Genomic DNA, 18021 nt, shown 5'->3' with positions numbered 1-18021 from the left:
TATGATGCCTTCTGTCAACCTTCAGGAGACTCATGATGAAAGTATTTTTAACTGGCGCGACAGGTTTTATCGGCTCACATTTGATCCCCGTATTACAAACCCAAGGGCATCAGGTCATTGGTGTAGCGAGAACGGATGCAGGCTTACAAACGTTGCAACAACAAGGTGTGGAGCCACATTTTGGGCTGTTAGAAGATATTAGCAGCCTACAAGCTGGTGCCGTAAAAGCGGATGCCATTATTCATACTGCGTTTGATCATCACTTTGCTACCATGGCGGATAATTGCAAAAAAGATCATGGTGTTATTTTAGGCTTAGGCGACATTGCTAGAGATAAAAATATCCCTCTGATTATCACGTCTGGCGTTGGCATTGGTGAAGTGGGACACGGTCAACCAGCGCAAGAGGATGTCTTTAATAAAGCACATGCAAATCCAAGAATTGCATCAGAACTAGCGGCAGAAATTCTTGAACAACAAGGGATCGATGTTCGCGTAGTCCGCCTACCGCAAGTACATAATCAAGTAAAACATGGTTTGATTACCTACTTCATTGCAATTAGTCAGCAAAAAGGTGCTGTTGCCTATGTAAATGATGGGACAAATGAATTTTCGGCCGGCCATGTTTCTGATGTCGCCAATTTATATAGCCTAGTCCTATCAAAAGGAGAAAAAGGAAAGCGCTATCACGCAGTCGGTGAAATAGGGATTAGCAGTAAAGCCATTGCAGAGGCGGTGGGAGAGCTGTTACAACTCCCTGTTGTCTCGATTTCTGAGAAAGAAGCGCCAGACTTTTTTGGCTGGTACGCGATGTTTGCTAGTTTAAACCTTCGTGCTTCCAGTGACTGGACACAATCGCAACTAGGCTGGCACCCAACTGGCCCTTCACTGCTTTCGGATTTACGCCACGCCACCTTATTGTAATGCCCAGATGGTCATGAAGGATTCCTTCGTGACCATTTATCCCCCACGTTGGTTGAGCGAGACCAAATAACCAACCAACATTTCTGTCAGTTCTGCAATATGATCATTCAGTTCTGGGTTACTAAGTTTCAGTTCTGAAATATCTTTTCCCGCAGCGGTACATGCAGACATTACTAAGTGGGCGGCAATCTGTTGTTTTGGTTTACTTACTTTTGGTAATACTTCCTCAATAAACAAATTAAACGTGATGTCTGACTCCGCCATGATCTCATCTACTTCAGGTGATTTGTTATATAGCGGTGCAGCATCACTAATTTGGCAAATCTTTCGAATGGAGTTAGTGAAAGATCTTTTAAGATAGCAGTCATCACGGCGGTGGTTTCTCGCCATTCATCTGCTTGTAAGCGAAATCAAATAGATGCTTTGTTGGGGCTTTCTAAGGTAAATGAAATCGTTACGGGCTATGTATAAAAATCACATTGCACTTTATTACTTTGTCATTTTCAATCTGAAAATACAATCTCTACTTTAGAAGCACTGCAGAATTATTTCCGTATCAAATAACATAGCCAATTACTTCGCTACATCTGCTCTACAAACAAAATGATCGACACCGTGATCATCGCTACGCCGGAGAAGCGGCTAACCCAAATTGCTGCCTCTGGTTTAGCTTTAAGTACCACTTTGGCTGTTACCGCCACTAATGAATACACCACAGCACAGTTCATCATTTGCACAATACCAAGGGCACCAATTTGTAAACCCACATTCCAGCTAGCATGTGGGTTGGTGAATTGAGGCAACAAAGCTAGCATCAGTAACAATGCTTTTGGGTTCATTCCACTCACCATAAAGCCACGTTTTACCCAATCAGTCGCAGAATGGCTTTCTTCATTACCCGCACTTGGCATCACAGGGTTTCTTAGTACTAGAATACCTAACCAGAGTAGGTATGCCCCGCCTACAATACTCATGACATTTAATACAATAGGAAAGCTTGCGACTAACGCGCCAACACCAGCAGCCACAGCAATGGTAATGACGGTATACCCAAGCAACATTCCACCTATTGCAGGCGCAATCGCTCGTTCTTTCATTCCCGCCGAAATGGCATATGCCCAATCTGCACCAGGCACCAATACCAACGAGATACTAACAATCCAGAAGGCGATAATCATACTGGTTGGCATTTTTTTCCTCTTTTTGCATGTCTGTTGATGAGGAAAATTTTATAAATTTTACAAAGGAATATGCTCCCTATTTCTTGCTAGTTGGTTTCATAAATTGGTAGTATCTTCTTCATGGATGCTTTAGATAGAAAAATTCTTGCTGAATTACAAAAAGATGGGCGACTTTCTGTTACAGACTTAGCAGAACGCGTCGGGCTCAGTTTGTCTCCATGCCATCGTCGACTTCGCGCGTTAGAAACAAGTGGCGTCATCACTGGCTATGTACCCAAAATTAACGCACGTGCGGTTGGACTGCAATTTTCCGCCATTGTGTTTGTTTCACTTAGAGATACAAGTGGCGAAAGCGTACAGGCATTTGAAAACGCGGTATTAGATATTGAAGAAGTCGTCCGTGCAGAACGCTTGTTTGGCGACCCGGACTTTATGCTGCATGTTGTCGCAAAAGACTTACTCGCCTTTCAAACGCTGTATGATCGTCAGTTATCTCGTTTACCCAGCGTGCTAAGGCTTTCTTCCACACTAGTCATGAAAAGCATTATCGATAATCGTCCACTGCCCTTATAGAATAGGTAGATTAAAAAAAACTACCAATCAGTAACTATTTTTACCAAATAGTATTGCAACGACTCATCTACAATGGTAAATATATAGTCATTCCTATTTATCCGTTTTGATGATTGCGACAGTAAGTAGCAAACTTAAAACGAGTGGTTCATAGAAACGAAGAATCACTTTAGCCAGGAAACTACTGTGAGTACAAAAGAGAATACCCCAGCAACAGCCCTACCGGTGTCAACTAGAATTCGTGAGCGGATTAAAGCAGCAAACAAGCGCTTTCACGCCAATGACAATATTTCTGACTTCATTGAAGAAGGTGAACTAACCGAGCTTCAATCTGAAGTAGAAAGTAAGCTAAGAGAAGTACTACAAAGCTTAGTGATTGATATTGAACACGATCACAACACGCAAGATACCGCACGTCGCGTAGCAAAAATGTACATTCAAGAAGTTTTCCGTGGACGCTACCATCCAGCTCCTTCGGTGACTGAATTCCCGAATGTGGAAAATCTTAAAGAGTTAATGATTGTTGGACCAATTACCGTGCATAGTGCGTGTTCTCACCACCTATGCCCGATTATTGGAAAATTGTGGATTGGCGTGATGCCAAATGCACACTCCAACCTAATTGGTTTATCCAAATATGCACGCCTTGCCCACTGGGTAATGAATAGACCGCAAATTCAAGAAGAAGCAGTCACGCAAATTGCAGACGTATTAATGCACAAAATGAACCCGGATGGTTTAGCAGTGGTGATGGAAGCGGATCATTTCTGCATGCATTGGCGCGGTGTGAAAGATGCCGATTCTAAAATGCTAAATAGTGTGATGCGTGGCGTGTTTCTGAAAGATACCCACTTACGTCGTGAATTCTTGTCTTTACTTCCTAGAAAAGAGAAATGAGGCAATCATGTTGGTTAGATTGATTTACGCAAGCCGCTCTACTGCTGCAATCAATGCGCAGTTAACCGATGTGATTTTAAAACAGTCGAAAGTGCACAATCCCCAACGTGGCGTCACGGGGATTTTGTGTTTTACTGAAGATACGTTTATTCAGGTACTAGAAGGTTCGCGTAGCGAGGTATCCGCACTTTACAATGAAATTGTCCGAGATACCCGTCACAAAGATATTGAACTACTAGGCTTTGAAGAAATTAAAGAGCGTCAGTTTGCCCATTGGACAATGGGGGAAGTCAACCTAGCAAAGGTAAACCCAGCTACCTTGTTAAAATACGCCCCAAAACCAAAGATCGACCCATTTGCCATGTCTGGTGATCAGTGTTTATCACTATTGGAAGAACTCTTATCCCTTGCCGCTATTTGTGGGCGCTAAGTTTGATTTAATCGTGGTTTATTCATATCAAACTTAGCGATAATTTGAGCATGAAAAAGTTTTTTCTTTCTCTATTACTGCTATTTTTCTGTGTAACCGTACCTAGTGCATTTGCAAAAGGCACACAAAACTTACACCAGCAATCTAGCAGTATCACAAGCGCAGATTGCATGGGCATGGGCATGGGCATGGTCATACCACTTGATCATGCTAGTTCATGCGATCAGGGCCTGTCTGATAAAGATTGCTTAACACAATGTGCGGCATTACAAGTAAACACCATGATTCATCCCAATTTATCCAACCTTTTGGAAAAAGAGTGGATTGGCCATTTAGTTTTTCAACCAGCACTTCATTCTACGCTTATCGGCATTCCCGCAAGCCCCCCCATTAAGCCTCCTTGCATCTAAATAACTCGCTTCAACCGCTTGTTATTTAACTTGTTAAGGAACCATCATGAAAAAAGCACTTAGCTTTGTTGCCGCGCTATTGATTAGCACATCTGCCTTTTCTGCAATTAACGCTACCGTCTACAAAGATCCATACTGTGGTTGTTGTGAGGCTTATATCGCATATTTGCAGCAACATGGCTTTACTGTTACAGCCGTTAATCGTAACGATATGGCCCAATTAAAAAACCAACTCGGCGTGAAAACAAACGAGGCGAGTTGCCACACCATGAAAATTGGTAACTATATTGTGGAAGGACATGTACCAGTTAAAGCCATCCAAAAGATGCTAAAAGATAAGCCAAGTATCACTGGCATCACCGTCCCAGGTATGCCTGCAAATAGCCCCGGAATGGGCGTTGAAAAGCCAGGGACATTAGCGGTGTTTGAGATAAATGCAAAATCTGTCATGCCAAAACTATATGGCAAGTATTGATTTAAAAATCTAGAAAAAATGGCCTTCACTAACTGTTTATTGGTTAAATAAGGCCATTTTTTTGGAGAATATTAAGTAGATTGGCCAATCACCACTTTATTACGACCACCCGCTTTGGCTTCATACAACGCCTCATCCGCCCGACCCAATGCAAAATATTCATTTTCATTCGATAAATCAGCGGTGACTAAACCAAAACTCATAGTCACTTTACCTGCCCCCGGCATTTCAGCCTTGGCGATTGCTAAACGTAGTTTTTCAGCAAACAGGTAAGCTTCATTCGTTGCGGTATCAGGCAGAAGAATAACAAACTCTTCTCCGCCGTATCTCGCCACAAAGTCAGACTCTCTGACAGACTGCTTTAATAATTGCCCTATTCTTCTTAATACTTCATCACCTGTTTCATGACCGTAGGTGTCATTTATTTTCTTAAAGAAATCGACATCCGACAGCAACACACAGTATCGAATACCGGTTCTCTTCATGCGAAGGAACTCTTCTCGTACTCTTTCGTTTAACGCTAAGCGATTTGGAATACCGGTTAAAGCATCTCTACGTGCTAGCAAGGTTAGTTCGCGATTCGCCTTCATTAATTCGGATACGTCTTTTAAAACAACCAGTAACAAGGTATCTGAATGATGGTGCAAAGACATGACACTAGCTAATGCATCCACTTGTTTGCCAAATGTGGTTTGCACACTGAGAGTAAACTGGCTTGGCTCACCTTCTAAAGCCTTTAACGAACGCGTGTAAAGCTCTGTTTCTTTCCACGATTTAATTTGATGGAAATTCTGCGTCAACAAGCCTTCGCGAGTAGCCCCCACCATCATCGCGGCAGCTTCGTTGGCTAGAATACACGTTCCATTCTCTTGATATAGCAACACACCAACACCAGTGGTATGAACAATCGCTTGGCTAAGTGCCTCTTGATTACGGAGTTCTTTTTCTAATGATTTAATTTCACTCACATCCATTACAGCAGAATGAATCTCGAGCAATTCATCATTTTCATCAAATACTGCATTAGCACTAATCTGCACCGTATGCACGATCCCATGATGATCAACTAATTGCGTATCAAATGGGGCAACCGCCAATTTTGCCTCTAACACAGCTAATTTATCCGTGAACTCTGCTAACTTAGCGGGGTGAATGAACGCAGAAAACGGCTTTACCCCTTCAACCTCATGACGTTCATATCCTAATAACTTGAGTTCTCGATCGTTGATTTTGGTGATTAACCCCTTACTGTCTAGGGTGTGGTAGCCAACAGGAGCAAGATGATAGAGATCTGCTAATTCTTTCGTTCGCTCGGCTACCTTAATTTCTAAGGAATGGTAGCTAGCTTCCAACTCATGCTGTTTTGTTAGCAAAGAATCAGACATATTTTGAAGCGCAGAGGCTAAATGAGCTACTTCCAGTGTTTTGGTTAGCATATCAAAACGGGGGGTTTCATTGCCGCTGCCTATTTCTAAGGCTGCTTCAGCCAGTTTTTCTAACGGCCTAGAAATGCGTGAGACAAAATGATAAATCACCGCCATAAAGATGAGCGTTGAGAGAATCCCTGCAATAATTAACAGTTGGTTAAGTTGTGTAATCGATTCTGTCGCCTTTGCTAAGGGCTGACGGACAATAACGCGCCAACTTAAGTTGCTAGCATTCAGTGTATTAATTGGAATTTGGCTCAATAAATACGTTTGATTATCAGCTTGGTAGGTAGTCTTAATCCGGTTTGGACTTTTCACCCAGGCAGGCAAGGTTTCTTTACCAATTGCAGCAAATGGGTACAAAATTTCACCATCTGCGTTTGTAATAAGAATAGAAATATCTTTCGCTTTCGCTTCTGCACCAATGGCCCCCTGAATAATAGACCCAATCCAAGACCAATCTGCGTGCACACCAATCACCCCTTTTAATGATCCGTTAGGATGATTAATTGGTGCAGCAAAATCAATAAAGCGGAGCGGTTCACCAGTGTTTGGTTTATTGAGTAATTTCGCGAGTAAAACAGCTTTGTGAACATCTCCAATATAGGGATGCGTTTTGGCAGCTTTAAACCAAGGCCGTTCAGCCACACTTTTGCCTTCTAATAACCCGTTGGCAGCAGACAAAACGTTGCCATTGATATCCGTCACCCCAACCCATTCATAAAAGCGGTAGGTGCTTTTAATGATGCCTAGTCTTTCTTTTACATTAGGCGAAGTCAGTTCATTTTCACGCAATAAGTTACTTTTGCTCAGTAAAAAAACTTCCCGCGCTCGTTCACGTAAATTTTCGGTAATGGCATACGAAACCGAATTTGCCATACCTTCTAGAGTATGACCGCTATCACGAACGACTTGTTGTTTAGCAAAATTACTAAGGAGTGTCACCAGCAAGATACTTGTTAAGATAGAAAGACCACCAATGATCAGCGTCAAGCGAATTCGAAAGGTGTGTAATCTTCTAGGCATATCGTTAGACCAATAGAAAGTAGTCGAGGTGTCGTTTATTTTGTGCTTTTGTTAGTTTACGGAAAATTGCACAATGTCTTATCAACATCGATTGAAAATTTGTGTGCATTATTACGCAAACTTAGCATAACAGAACACTACACAACTATTTCTAAATCTTTGTTAATTTTAAGGAAGTTGGATAAATTTTTAAGGTGAATGCAAAGTCATTTATACATAAAAGTAACGTCTGTAATGATGATATGTTTCGATCCCACGAAACTTAGCGCGCTCCATCTCTTAGTCAACGCTGAGAACCTTAGTAAAAATATCCTTTTGATTATGGCGTACGCAACAAGTGAATATCGTCACATTCATGATAGATAAGAAGACTTGTATTGGTAGAGGTCTTTTTTTCAACTATCTTTAAATCAAGGCAAAAACAAATGCTTTACACTCGCTAGCCCCAAAAAAAGTAAAACAAGGAATGATCAATGTCCCCCTCATTAAAAAAATTACCCTGTTTGCTAGTTACATTTTGCTTTACTAGCCTTGGGTCTCTTGCTTACGCAGCGCCAATAAACGTCGTCAAAATTGGTTTTGCAGCCCCACTAACAGGCCCTTCCGCCCCGAATGGCGAAGATGTAATGCATGGCGTCATGCTTGCTATTGAAGAAGCAAATGCACAGAAGATAAAACTAGATGGAAAAGTTACCGAATTTAAACTAATCGCAGAAGACGACGCTGCAGACCCAAAAACTGCGACGACGGTGGCACAGCGTTTAATCGATGCAAAAGTGAGTGTAGTCATCGGCCATTACAATTCTGGTACCAGTATCCCCGCCTCTCGTTTATACGCAGGTGCGGGCATTCCGCAGATATCGCCCTCTGCAACCAACCCAACCTTAACAAACCAAGGATTTAAAAGCGTCTTTAGAGTTTTAAATAGTGATGCAACCCTCGGACGTTATGCGGGAAGTTTTATCGTTAAAGATCTAAAAGCCAAAAAAATTGCGGTGATCGACGATAGAACCGCTTACGGGCAAGGGCTTGCCGATGCGGTAGCGCAATTTATTGGTAAGTCCAAAGGAAACATTGCCGTTAGAGAGTTTACAAACGATAAGGCAACAGACTTCAGCGCTTTACTGACACGTTGTAAAGCAGCCAAAGTAGATCTTATCTTTTTTGCTGGGCTAGATTACCAAGCAGCCCCCATGGCAAAGCAGATTCGTAATCTTGGTTTAAAGGCGGCATTCTTAAATATTGGTGACTTACCCAACGAAAACTTTGTTAAGTTGTCAGGGCATGCAGCGGAAGGGGTTTATGCGCTAAATTATGGATTACCACTATCATACATGCCTAAAGGCGCTACTTTTGATAAGAAGCTAAAGGCGAAGTTTGGTCATGGCGTACTGCAATTTTCACCATTTGCCTACGATGCCACTTGGACTGCCATCACAGCGATGAAACAAGCTAATTCCTCCAATCCAAAGCAATACTTGCCAGCGTTACACGCAATACAGTTTGAAGGAATCACAGGCAAAATTTCATTTGATGCAAAGGGTGACCTTAACCATGCGGCTGCAAGCGTATTTCAATTTAAACATGGAGTATGGAATACACTCGCGATTAAAAGAAGCGAATAAAACGCTCTACGTTAAATAATGCCTTACACAAACTTACGAAGACGCCATTTTGTTATTGATCGCCAAAACAGTGAGCTCTTCTGGTTTGTGTAAAGCAAACCCTTGTGCCCACTCCACATTTAACTGAGACAAACGATCTAACACAGTTGTGTTCTCTACATATTCAGCCACCACTGGCTTATCTAAGCGATGAGCCATTTCCACCATCGATTTAACCAACGCCAATTGAGTTGGGTCGGTATCCATTTCACGAATAAACACCCCATCAATTTTAATATAGTCAAACGGCAAGTCTTTCAGGTAAGAGAAAGACGCAAAACCACTACCAAAATCATCTAATGCAAAGTAACAACCGGCTTCTTTTAACCTTTCCATTAAGCCTCTTGCTTTCGCAATATTGATAATGGCTTCTGTCTCGGTAATTTCAAAGCAAAACATGCTGCCAGGTAAATCGTAAGACAATAAAAGATTCAGAATAAAGTCACAAAGATGCGGTTCTCTTAGAGAAACCGCCGATAGATTGATGGAGACTTTATCGATCGAAGGAATCAACTCTCTATGCGTATTAAAGAATTCAAACACATGCTTAATCATCCAGCGGTCTAATTCACTAATCAGCATAAAGCGTTCAGCAGATTTAATAAAGTTACCTGGTAAAATTAAGCTGTTATTTTTGTTATCCCACATCCGAACCAACGTCTCAAAACGTAATTTGGCTTGTGTGGCATTGACAGGATATTGACACTGAAAATACACTCGGAAGTGATCATGTTCTAGCGCATCTAATATTGTAACCGCCCAATCATAGTGGTGCCGATGTTGCGCATCATCATTCGATTTTGGGGTATAGACTAAAACACCAGATTTTTCTCGCTTACACTCAAATAGTACTTCATCCGCAATCAGCATCAGATGATCAAATGAGAAAATCTCCGTACTAAAACCAACAATGGCACTGGAAATCTGCAACTTGATAACGTAGCTATTCCAAATGAACTTATGCTCATTGATCGTTTCTATCAGCCCTTTTAAAAAGACTTCAGAAGAGACTGTCGAGCCATCGCCAACAAAACTTTCCCTAACTATCCCAAACTTATCCCCACCAATTCTGGCGAAGAAATCTCCTTTGTCTAACTGGGCAGAGACTAAATCGGTAAATTGGCGTAAGACCTCATCCCCCGCGACATAACCAAAAGATTCGCTAAGCGATTTAAACTGCGAAATATCCAGCAAGATAAAATCTGCAGCGATTTGCGGATTTAATTGCACCTTGGCTAATAAATGGCTGCAGTGGCTATTTAACGCGCTCACATTGTGCGCTTTCGTCACAAAATCATGGCTAGCCAAGTAGCTAAGCCTATCTTGCAGATAGCGCCTTTCGTTAATTTCTTCTCGCAACTGAAAGTTGAGTAAAGTGAGTTCAGCCGTGCGTTCTCTCACTTTTTCCTCTAAATTGGCATTGGCAAGTGTTAGCTTGTTTTGCAAAAAGTACATGTCTAGCTGGTAAGACACTCTTGCCAACACCTCTTCTTGCCGAACAGGCTTGGTAATGTAATCTGCCCCGCCAACAGAAAAGCCAATTGCGACATCTTCTGTTTTTGCCGTTACAAAAATCACAGGGATAGAAGCGGTATCAGGGTTCGCTTTTAAACGCCGACATACCTCAAAACCATCCATGTTTGGCATCATGACATCAAGCAAAATCAACACAGGATGATGAGTTGCAGCAATATCTAGGCATTTCTGCCCATCACTAGCCACAAAGATTTCAATATCTAAAGAAGAAAGCATCTCACCTAAAAGGTGCAAGTTTTGCGGTGTATCATCAACCAGCAACACTCTAGGCTTTTGGGTATGTGGATTATCCATTCTAGTTATCCATCTTCGTTGACTGTGTAATTACATCATTTACTAATGTTTTAATTAAGGCAAAATCTAATGCATTGTATGCTTTTTCTATCTCAGCCAAGAACGAATGACCTTCAAATTTAATTCGAATATCCTTCATTTGCTTGCTAATACTAGAATACTCTTCTGATACGGCCGCTTGTAATAATAACTGCAATTGCGCCAACTGAACGTTCGTTAATGGATCATTTTGCAGTGGGTTCGTTGCCGCATGATCGACTAATTCAAACTTATCAGATTGGTACTTTAATAGTAAAGCTAAAATGGTTTTAAATTCATAAGGCTTGCCGACAAACTCGTTATAGCCTTGTCGAATAAAAAACTCATGCTCGGCTAATAAGCTAGATGCCGTCACGGCAATAGCCGGAATATCCGACCATTTAGCGTCTTTACGAATCTGTTGAATCATCGTCACGCCATCCATTTCTGGCATACGGATGTCTGAAAAGATGATATCAATCGGATGATTTGCTAATTGATCTAACGCTTCTAAACCATGCTTTGCAACATAAGTGTTACAACCACAAGCGGTCAGCAACGCATTTAAAATATCTAAGCTTTGTACATCATCATCCACCACCAAAGCATGGCAACTTGTTTGTGGCTTTAGCTGCATGTTTTGCTGCAAAAGAAGTGGAGACTGTATGCCGGCAGATTGGCTAACTTGTTGTACTTGCAAGTTCACTAAGGGCAAGGTTAATTTCGCAATGAGCCCACCAACAGGTAAATTTTCTAGTACCAATTCTCCACCCAACGCGTGAGCAAACTCACGACTTAGCGATAAACCAAGCCCTGTGCCTCCTTTGTTCAGTCCTTCTAGTCCTTGAACAAACGGCATAAATAAATGTGCTTGCATTTCAGGAGAAAGCCCAGGCCCGGTATCTTTCACCAAGATAACCAAAGCGGATTCATCCATGTAGGCACTACAATGGATACCACCCTCATCGGTATACTTCACCGCATTACTCAGTAGATTACTCACAATTTGGCTAAGCTTGGTTTTGTCTGTAATCACCGTCAAATCACTCGGTAAATGAATGACACTCGCTAATTGCAGGTCTTTTTTGGCGGCTTTATCTTGGAATAATGCAATGGTTTCGAGTAATTCTTCTTTTAAATGAAAAGAGGAATACTTCAACTGGATTTTGCCAGATTCAATTTTGCTAATATCTAGAATATCGTTAATCAGCCGAAGCAACCGTTGCCCTGCAATTAAGATGGTTTCTAGCTTATTTTTTACCGTTGGGTTAACCGACTTATCTTCTAGTAAAAGCTGTGTATAGCCAATCACCGAATTTAACGGCGTCCGAATTTCGTGGCTCATGTTAGCGAGGAAGATCGACTTCGCATGATTTGCAGAATCTGCATGCTCTCTTGCTACCTCTAACTCTGCTGTTAGCAACTTCACGCTATCAATTTCATTTTTTAATTGAACATTGGCATTCGCCAAACTAGCCGTGCGCTCTTCTACCAGATTTTCAAGACTTTCATTAATAACCAATAAATCACGCTCTCTTGCCCGCTTAAGGAAGATATAACTCGCTAGTAATAGCGAGAAGGTCACCCCAAACGCCAAGATACCTGCCTGCAACAGGCTAAAATGGCTAACCACTGTATCACGCGGTGTAGTGACCAAGCTCCAGCGCTGGTTAGCAAAAGAGAAGGTTTGTTTTGCATAAACACCATTTTTCTTTACAAACACATCAGCCGCGGGGTCAGCTAATAGCTGCCTAGCAATAATAGATGTTCTTGGCGCTTCCACATCCCCAAACACCACCTCTGCATCAATTGGAGTTAGTTCTAATGCTTCATCCAGCAATTTATCCGGGCGAATTTCCGCCGCCACCATTCCTAAAATATTATTTGAATAAGGCGTGTTATCTCCATTTATCGAATTAAAGAAGATAGGAATATAGGCAATCATTACTTGCTGAGTAGCAGCGCTTCTATCAATAAATAGATGATGAGATGGCACAAGATTCGTTAATCCAATCTTGCCCGTCCGTCTTGCGTATTCAAACGCCTTATTTCTGTACCAATCGACCGATTCATCAACCCCTTTAAATCGGTTTGCCACCGGCGGATAACTCACCTGTAATGGGAAGTACTCCAGCCGAGGGGTCACAGGCAAAATTGCTTCATCCAGATTTCGTTCTGTTATCCCTTTCCCACCCAGCACAGTATCTTCAAAATTAGGCTGCTGATCTTCAGAAACGCGCGGTAAATAATAAAACCCTGTCACAAAGGGAGACTTGTTTTTTAATTGCTGCGCCACACGAACAAAATCTTCATTTTGAATGTCGGCTTTATAAAACAATAATTGGAAGGACTGCAGGTCTTTAGAAACCAAATCAATATGGTTTTGTAGTGTAGCGGCAAGCAATTGGCTGCGAGATTGAAAAGACTGCACCCACTTCTCTCTTTCCAAACTACCCACCACCAGCACTGCCATGGTCGTTAAACCAAAACCAACCGACATAATCAGGAAAGAAAGCCATTCACTATTTGATTTTCGGAAATCAGGGCTGACTAGCCATAAAATGAAGGGGGAAAATACCAAAATACCCGCGCAATCCCCACCCCACCACACATACCAAAAATAAGATAGATCCGCAGGGTTGAGTACACCTGCTTTTATTAAGCCAAATGTACCGATGCTCGGTGCAATTAGGCTGCACACTATGATCGTGACAACAAATAGAAAAGAACGCTTCAGGAGATGACTAACAACCACTTGGTGGATGAGTTTAGAAGTAGCAAGCCCAGCGATGCAGGCTTGCAAAGCAGAACCAGCTGCCATAAAAAAAGCGCCCTGCCAAGCAGTAGAACCCACCATCCCCATGCCATGCATATAGTTAACGTTTAACCACATGCTGCCTATCAGTACACCGGGGATAGATTGCCAACGAAAAAGAATAAACGCAGCCAAGGCCAAACCAGACGGCGGCCAAATCGCAGTCACTAATTTTGGCCCAAGTGCCAAGGCTAATCCTAAGGCACCTAATAATGCATATAACACAGCCAAAATGGCGGTGAGCAATAGCTTATGCGTTGTTTTTTCTAGCGGCTGGTAAGGAATATTCATGCATCTAAAGGGGTGAGTGGATGATTAAAATTACCCTGTACAAATGTTGCTTACTGAATATTAAATTTGATCGATGAAGCAGGATGTATTATCTAGAAACTACTGAAAATTAGAGACAATCGCAACCCTGTTCACATGTTAAATGAATAAGAATTGATAACATAATAAATTGAAGAGAAAAAAAAGAAAAATGGCCAGTAAAAGCGAGAGAGCTATTGAAGGATTTGGTACTTCCTTAACAGTTGGGTGAAGCTAGGCTTTGTTGCACAAATCAGCACCTAAGCCATTTTGGTAGAATGCTGGCATGAGTAAGCACCATTCTACCAAGTACCGGACCACCAACTGGCGGGCATACAACCAGTCATTAAAGCAACGCGGACAGATACTACTCTGGCTCGATAAGGGGATGGACTGGTTAGCCCCTGCTACTGGTAAACGGGGGCGACAGCAAACATTCTCTGATGCCGCGATTCAATCTGTCTCACCATCAAATGCCTGTTTGGACTGGCACTACGGCAAGCAACTGGCATGGTAGAAAGCATCCTACGCTTAGCAGGATTGGACTGGTCGGTGCCAGATTTCAGTACGCTCTCCCGTCGCCAGAAATACCTGCTTGTACGCATTCCTGTGCAGAAGAAACAAGGTGATCTGCATCTGTTAGTGGATAGCACAGGTATCAAAATGATGGGTGAAGGTGAGTGGAAGGTAAAAAAGCATGGTGCGGATTACCGCCGTCAGTGGCGCAAGCTCCATTTAGGCATAGATGCAGAAACCCTGGAAATACGTGCGATGGAAGTCACTGACAATCGTACCGGTGACGCAATGATGTTGCCAGAGTTGCTCTCACAAATCCCTACGACAGTGGCGTTGCAAACCGTAACGGCAGACGGCGCTTACGATACACGCTCATGTTATGAGGCAATTACCGAACGCGGTGCCGCCGCCATTGTTCCACCACGGCGAAACGATCAGCCTTGGAAAAAGTCCTCACTAGGTAACAGTGCCAGGAATGAGTCGCTACGCTCGCTGAGACGGTTGGGGAGAACGCTTTGGAAAAAGTGGAGTGGCTACCATCGATGAAGTTTGGTTGAAACGAAAATGCACTGTTTCAAATTACTAGCTGATCGGGTCAAGTCACGATACTTTGACAGGCAGGTTGTCGAGCTTCAAATCTGTGCAGCGATTTTAAATCGCTTTACTGCGTTGGGCACGCCACAGACGGTACGCATGGGATAAGTCCGTCTGGGGATTGGGGTAGTTCGACTGTTAATTCATTTGTGCAACAAAGCCGGTAGAAGGCGAAATCGTTGTGCCAGTCTCTGGGCAATTGATGATTGATAATGGTGAGGCATTATTAACGGCAGCAAGAAATGGGCTAGGTTTAATTTTACAACCGTTAGAATTACTCGCAGAAGATATTGCCTCTGGCAGATTAGTTGAAGTTCTGCCTGACTTTCCATTACCGGTTAGACAATTTCATCTAATCTACGCCAAAGATAGACGGATGACGCCAAAGTTAAGTGCCTTTATTGCCTTCGCCATTGAAACATTTGGCCCCAATGCTGTCACAAAACCGTCACCGTCTGCAGATTGATCAAACGCTAATTCTCAGCTATGATCATTTCAATAATTCTTGAAATAAAGCCATGATGGAACAACGCACTGCCACGCAAATTTTTGAATCTCTCTCTTCTGGCATTCGTCTAGACGTGTTTCGATTATTAGTTAGCTTTGCACCAAATGGCCTTGTAGCAGGTGAAATTGCTAACCAATTAGATTTGCCAGCGACAAACCTTTCGTTTCATTTGAAATCACTCACGCAGGCGGGGCTGGTTTCTGTTGAGCAAGAAGGCCGTTTCCTTCGCTACCGTGCAAACTTGGCGCTCATGCAATCTGTGATTTCTTACTTAACAGAAGCTTGCTGCAGCAATAGTTCTGAAACATCTACCACCGAATCTTCTGCATGTTGCGAGACATCTTTCTCAAAATGCTGAGATTTTATTCGTCATTTTAATTTTTGTTGAAATATCAAAATGAACAAACCAACACCGATGAGCTTTTTTGAAAGATACCTAACTGTTTGGGTATTTTTATGTATTGTACTGGGCATTTTGCTAGGTCAATTTTTGCCAAGCCTTTTCCAGCAAATTGGCGCGATGGAGATAGCAAAGGTCAATCTACCAGTAGGCTTACTCATTTGGGTAATGATTATCCCGATGTTGGTAAAAGTAGACTTTTCTACCATTCATGAAGTTCGCCAACACGTTAAAGGAATTGGCGTTACCTTGTTTGTAAACTGGCTGGTTAAACCATTTTCGATGGCGTTGCTTGGCTGGCTGTTTGTGCGTACCTTATTTGCACACCTTTTACCTGCAGATCAACTAGATAGCTACATTGCTGGGTTAATTTTACTCGCTGCCGCACCTTGTACGGCCATGGTGTTTGTCTGGAGCCGGCTAACCAACGGAGATCCATTATTTACGTTATCTCAAGTAGCGTTAAACGATGCCATTATGGTGGTTGCTTTCGCACCAATTGTGGGTTTATTACTCGGTATTTCTTCAATTACCGTGCCTTGGGCCACCTTAATTACCTCGGTCGTTTTGTACATTATTATCCCTGTCATCTTGGCGCAAATTTGGCGTAAGAAATTAATGTCACGCGGAAATGAGGCATTTGAAGTAGCCATGCAGCGTATAGCGCCGTGGTCTATCACCGCACTGCTAGCCACATTAGTGCTGTTGTTTGCCTTCCAAGGAGAACAGATTATTAAGCAGCCGCTAATTATTGCTTTGTTAGCGGTGCCCATCTTGATTCAAGTGGTGTTTAACTCTGGCCTTGCGTATTGGTTAAACCGGAAGTTGGGCGAAAAACATAATGTTGCCTGCCCTTCTGCACTAATTGGCGCATCTAACTTTTTTGAATTGGCCGTGGCGGCCGCCATTAGTTTATTTGGCTTTCATTCTGGCGCAGCGCTTGCCACAGTGGTGGGCGTGTTGATTGAGGTTCCTGTGATGCTATTGGTAGTAAAAGTAGTCAATGCATCTAAACCTTGGTATGAGCAAGGCTGCAAATAAGCCAGACTATATTGGAGAATCACATGTCTAACCCAATCTATAATGTATTGTTTTTATGTACCGCCAACTCGGCAAGAAGTGTGATGAGTGAAGGTGTGCTCGCCACGATGGGCAATGGCCGCTTCCGTTGTTTTAGCGCGGGTAGCAAGCCTTCTGGCCGTGTTAACCCTCACGCTATTGCTATGCTAGATACCATTGGCTATGACACCACCCAACTTCGCTCTAAATCTTGGGATGAATTTGGGGGGGACGACGCACCAAAAATGGATTTGATCATTACGGTCTGTGGCAATGCCAAAAATGAAGTCTGCCCAATTTGGCCAGGCCACCCTACTTCTGCCCACTGGGGTTATGAAGACCCACATGGCGAAACAGAAGAAGAGCTACGTGCATCATTTGAGAAAATTTTCGCACAGATTCAACGCCGTACAGCCTACTTAATGAGCTTGGGTGAAGATGCATTTGCCCCAGAACGTATTAAAGAAACGGTTAGAAGCGTCGCTGAATTTGATGTAGAAGCGGCTTAATAAACCTTAATGCTAAATCAAACACCATGGAAATTATTCAATCTCTTACCTTAACTGAAGTTGCCTCTTTGCTTCAAATATCCGGCCTAGATGCGAGCGATATTAGCGAGGAAATGCTGACTCATTTCTATGGTGTTAAAGAAAACGAAGAATTGATTGCCGTGGTTGGCCTAGAAATGGCGATGCCTTTTGCGTTGGTCAGGTCTTTAGCCGTTTCAGAGCGTTTACGTAATACTTATTTAGCTAGTCGCCTGTTAGAAAAAGTAGAGCAAATTGCAGTAGAGCTTGGCGTTGAGGCGCTTTATTTGCTAACCAACACCGCTAGCCAATACTTCATTCATAAAGGTTACGAATTAGCAGAACGAAGTGATGCGCCCATTGGCATTCAGCAAACAATGCAATTTAGGCAACTCTGCCCAGCGAGTGCAGGATTGCTTAAGAAAGTATTATCTTGAGC

At 42.6% G+C, this 18021-nt stretch carries 17 protein-coding genes and 1 pseudogene; 13 read left to right on the top strand and 5 right to left on the bottom strand.

Features of this window, described 5'->3' with window-relative positions; translation table 11 throughout:
- Window positions 1–32: 32 nt before the first annotated feature.
- Window positions 33–923 carry an SDR family oxidoreductase gene (locus LIN78_RS13485; protein ID WP_227181364.1) on the top strand — a complete coding sequence of 297 codons (891 nt, stop codon included), beginning with the start codon at window positions 33–35 and terminating at the stop codon, window positions 921–923.
- A gap of 36 nt (window positions 924–959) precedes the next feature.
- Here the strand turns inward: LIN78_RS13485 and LIN78_RS13480 are convergent, their stop codons facing one another.
- Entirely contained in the window at window positions 960–1313 is a 354-nt protein-coding gene (locus tag LIN78_RS13480; protein ID WP_227181363.1) for a hypothetical protein, read from the bottom strand.
- Between the two features lie 191 nt (window positions 1314–1504).
- Complete coding sequence (locus LIN78_RS13475; protein WP_227181362.1) at window positions 1505–2113, bottom strand: LysE family translocator; 609 nt, start codon at window positions 2111–2113, stop codon at window positions 1505–1507.
- Window positions 2114–2224: 111 nt separating this feature from the next.
- On the opposite strand from LIN78_RS13475, the gene LIN78_RS13470 reads away from it, so the two are divergent.
- The 5 genes from LIN78_RS13470 (at window position 2225) to LIN78_RS13450 (ending at window position 4889) form a co-directional block, all read left to right on the top strand.
- The gene (locus LIN78_RS13470; protein ID WP_227181361.1) at window positions 2225–2677 is read left to right on the top strand and encodes an Lrp/AsnC family transcriptional regulator; all 453 of its coding nucleotides are present in this window, start codon (window positions 2225–2227) and stop codon (window positions 2675–2677) included.
- 186 nt (window positions 2678–2863) lie between these two features.
- A complete protein-coding gene (gene folE, locus LIN78_RS13465; protein WP_227181360.1) occupies window positions 2864–3574 on the top strand; it encodes a GTP cyclohydrolase I in 711 nt (236 codons plus the stop codon).
- Window positions 3575–3581: 7 nt separating this feature from the next.
- Window positions 3582–4004, top strand: a complete 423-nt coding sequence (locus tag LIN78_RS13460) for a BLUF domain-containing protein (RefSeq protein WP_227181359.1) — start codon at window positions 3582–3584, stop codon at window positions 4002–4004.
- 50 nt (window positions 4005–4054) lie between these two features.
- On the top strand, window positions 4055–4414 hold the full coding sequence (locus LIN78_RS13455) for a hypothetical protein (RefSeq protein WP_227181358.1): 360 nt from the start codon (window positions 4055–4057) through the stop codon (window positions 4412–4414).
- 46 nt (window positions 4415–4460) lie between these two features.
- The gene (locus LIN78_RS13450; RefSeq protein WP_227181357.1) at window positions 4461–4889 is read left to right on the top strand and encodes a DUF411 domain-containing protein; all 429 of its coding nucleotides are present in this window, start codon (window positions 4461–4463) and stop codon (window positions 4887–4889) included.
- A 71-nt stretch (window positions 4890–4960) separates the two neighbouring features.
- Here the strand turns inward: LIN78_RS13450 and LIN78_RS13445 are convergent, their stop codons facing one another.
- A complete protein-coding gene (locus tag LIN78_RS13445; RefSeq protein ID WP_227181356.1) occupies window positions 4961–7342 on the bottom strand; it encodes a diguanylate cyclase in 2382 nt (793 codons plus the stop codon).
- A gap of 473 nt (window positions 7343–7815) precedes the next feature.
- Here LIN78_RS13445 and LIN78_RS13440 point away from each other — a divergent pair, with 473 nt between their 5' ends.
- Window positions 7816–8967: a branched-chain amino acid ABC transporter substrate-binding protein gene (locus LIN78_RS13440; RefSeq protein WP_227181355.1), complete on the top strand. Its 1152-nt coding sequence runs from the start codon at window positions 7816–7818 to the stop codon at window positions 8965–8967.
- A 33-nt stretch (window positions 8968–9000) separates the two neighbouring features.
- Here LIN78_RS13440 and LIN78_RS13435 read toward each other — a convergent pair whose 3' ends face one another.
- A complete protein-coding gene (locus LIN78_RS13435; protein ID WP_227181354.1) occupies window positions 9001–10836 on the bottom strand; it encodes an EAL domain-containing protein in 1836 nt (611 codons plus the stop codon).
- 1 nt (window position 10837) lies between these two features.
- Window positions 10838–13960 (bottom strand): histidine kinase dimerization/phospho-acceptor domain-containing protein, encoded by a 3123-nt coding sequence (locus LIN78_RS13430; protein WP_227181353.1) that lies wholly within the window; start codon window positions 13958–13960, stop codon window positions 10838–10840.
- A gap of 304 nt (window positions 13961–14264) precedes the next feature.
- Here LIN78_RS13430 and LIN78_RS13425 point away from each other — a divergent pair.
- From LIN78_RS13425 to LIN78_RS13400, 6 genes and pseudogenes are all read left to right on the top strand, one after another.
- A pseudogene (locus LIN78_RS13425) lies at window positions 14265–15196 on the top strand (IS5 family transposase).
- A gap of 73 nt (window positions 15197–15269) precedes the next feature.
- Window positions 15270–15554 carry a LysR substrate-binding domain-containing protein gene (locus tag LIN78_RS13420; protein ID WP_227181352.1) on the top strand — a complete coding sequence of 95 codons (285 nt, stop codon included), beginning with the start codon at window positions 15270–15272 and terminating at the stop codon, window positions 15552–15554.
- Between the two features lie 52 nt (window positions 15555–15606).
- Window positions 15607–15954: an ArsR/SmtB family transcription factor gene (locus tag LIN78_RS13415; protein ID WP_373307760.1), complete on the top strand. Its 348-nt coding sequence runs from the start codon at window positions 15607–15609 to the stop codon at window positions 15952–15954.
- A gap of 39 nt (window positions 15955–15993) precedes the next feature.
- Complete coding sequence (arsB, locus tag LIN78_RS13410; RefSeq protein ID WP_227181351.1) at window positions 15994–17037, top strand: ACR3 family arsenite efflux transporter; 1044 nt, start codon at window positions 15994–15996, stop codon at window positions 17035–17037.
- A gap of 23 nt (window positions 17038–17060) precedes the next feature.
- The gene (locus tag LIN78_RS13405; RefSeq protein WP_227181350.1) at window positions 17061–17564 is read left to right on the top strand and encodes an arsenate reductase ArsC; all 504 of its coding nucleotides are present in this window, start codon (window positions 17061–17063) and stop codon (window positions 17562–17564) included.
- Between the two features lie 26 nt (window positions 17565–17590).
- Window positions 17591–18019, top strand: coding sequence for a GNAT family N-acetyltransferase (locus tag LIN78_RS13400; RefSeq protein ID WP_227181349.1), 429 nt, complete (start codon window positions 17591–17593; stop codon window positions 18017–18019).
- Window positions 18020–18021 lie beyond the last annotated feature (2 nt).

Source organism: Leeia speluncae, from assembly GCF_020564625.1.
Lineage (GTDB): Bacteria > Pseudomonadota > Gammaproteobacteria > Burkholderiales > Leeiaceae > Leeia > Leeia speluncae.
This window is presented reverse-complemented; position numbering and strand designations above follow the sequence as displayed.

Bases quoted from the DNA above. Each gene is read 5' to 3' on its own strand.
- LIN78_RS13485 (WP_227181364.1), top strand. From the start codon at position 33: ATGATGAAAGTATTTTTAACTGGCGCGACAGGTTTTATCGGCTCACAT.
- LIN78_RS13480 (WP_227181363.1), bottom strand. From the start codon at position 1,313: ATGGCGAGAAACCACCGCCGTGATGACTGCTATCTTAAAAGATCTTTC.
- LIN78_RS13475 (WP_227181362.1), bottom strand. From the start codon at position 2,113: ATGCCAACCAGTATGATTATCGCCTTCTGGATTGTTAGTATCTCGTTG.
- LIN78_RS13470 (WP_227181361.1), top strand. From the start codon at position 2,225: ATGGATGCTTTAGATAGAAAAATTCTTGCTGAATTACAAAAAGATGGG.
- LIN78_RS13460 (WP_227181359.1), top strand. From the start codon at position 3,582: ATGTTGGTTAGATTGATTTACGCAAGCCGCTCTACTGCTGCAATCAAT.
- LIN78_RS13455 (WP_227181358.1), top strand. From the start codon at position 4,055: ATGAAAAAGTTTTTTCTTTCTCTATTACTGCTATTTTTCTGTGTAACC.
- LIN78_RS13450 (WP_227181357.1), top strand. From the start codon at position 4,461: ATGAAAAAAGCACTTAGCTTTGTTGCCGCGCTATTGATTAGCACATCT.
- LIN78_RS13445 (WP_227181356.1), bottom strand. From the start codon at position 7,342: ATGCCTAGAAGATTACACACCTTTCGAATTCGCTTGACGCTGATCATT.
- LIN78_RS13440 (WP_227181355.1), top strand. From the start codon at position 7,816: ATGTCCCCCTCATTAAAAAAATTACCCTGTTTGCTAGTTACATTTTGC.
- LIN78_RS13435 (WP_227181354.1), bottom strand. From the start codon at position 10,836: ATGGATAATCCACATACCCAAAAGCCTAGAGTGTTGCTGGTTGATGAT.
- LIN78_RS13430 (WP_227181353.1), bottom strand. From the start codon at position 13,960: ATGAATATTCCTTACCAGCCGCTAGAAAAAACAACGCATAAGCTATTG.
- LIN78_RS13415 (WP_373307760.1), top strand. From the start codon at position 15,607: ATGATGGAACAACGCACTGCCACGCAAATTTTTGAATCTCTCTCTTCT.
- arsB (WP_227181351.1), top strand. From the start codon at position 15,994: ATGAACAAACCAACACCGATGAGCTTTTTTGAAAGATACCTAACTGTT.
- LIN78_RS13405 (WP_227181350.1), top strand. From the start codon at position 17,061: ATGTCTAACCCAATCTATAATGTATTGTTTTTATGTACCGCCAACTCG.
- LIN78_RS13400 (WP_227181349.1), top strand. From the start codon at position 17,591: ATGGAAATTATTCAATCTCTTACCTTAACTGAAGTTGCCTCTTTGCTT.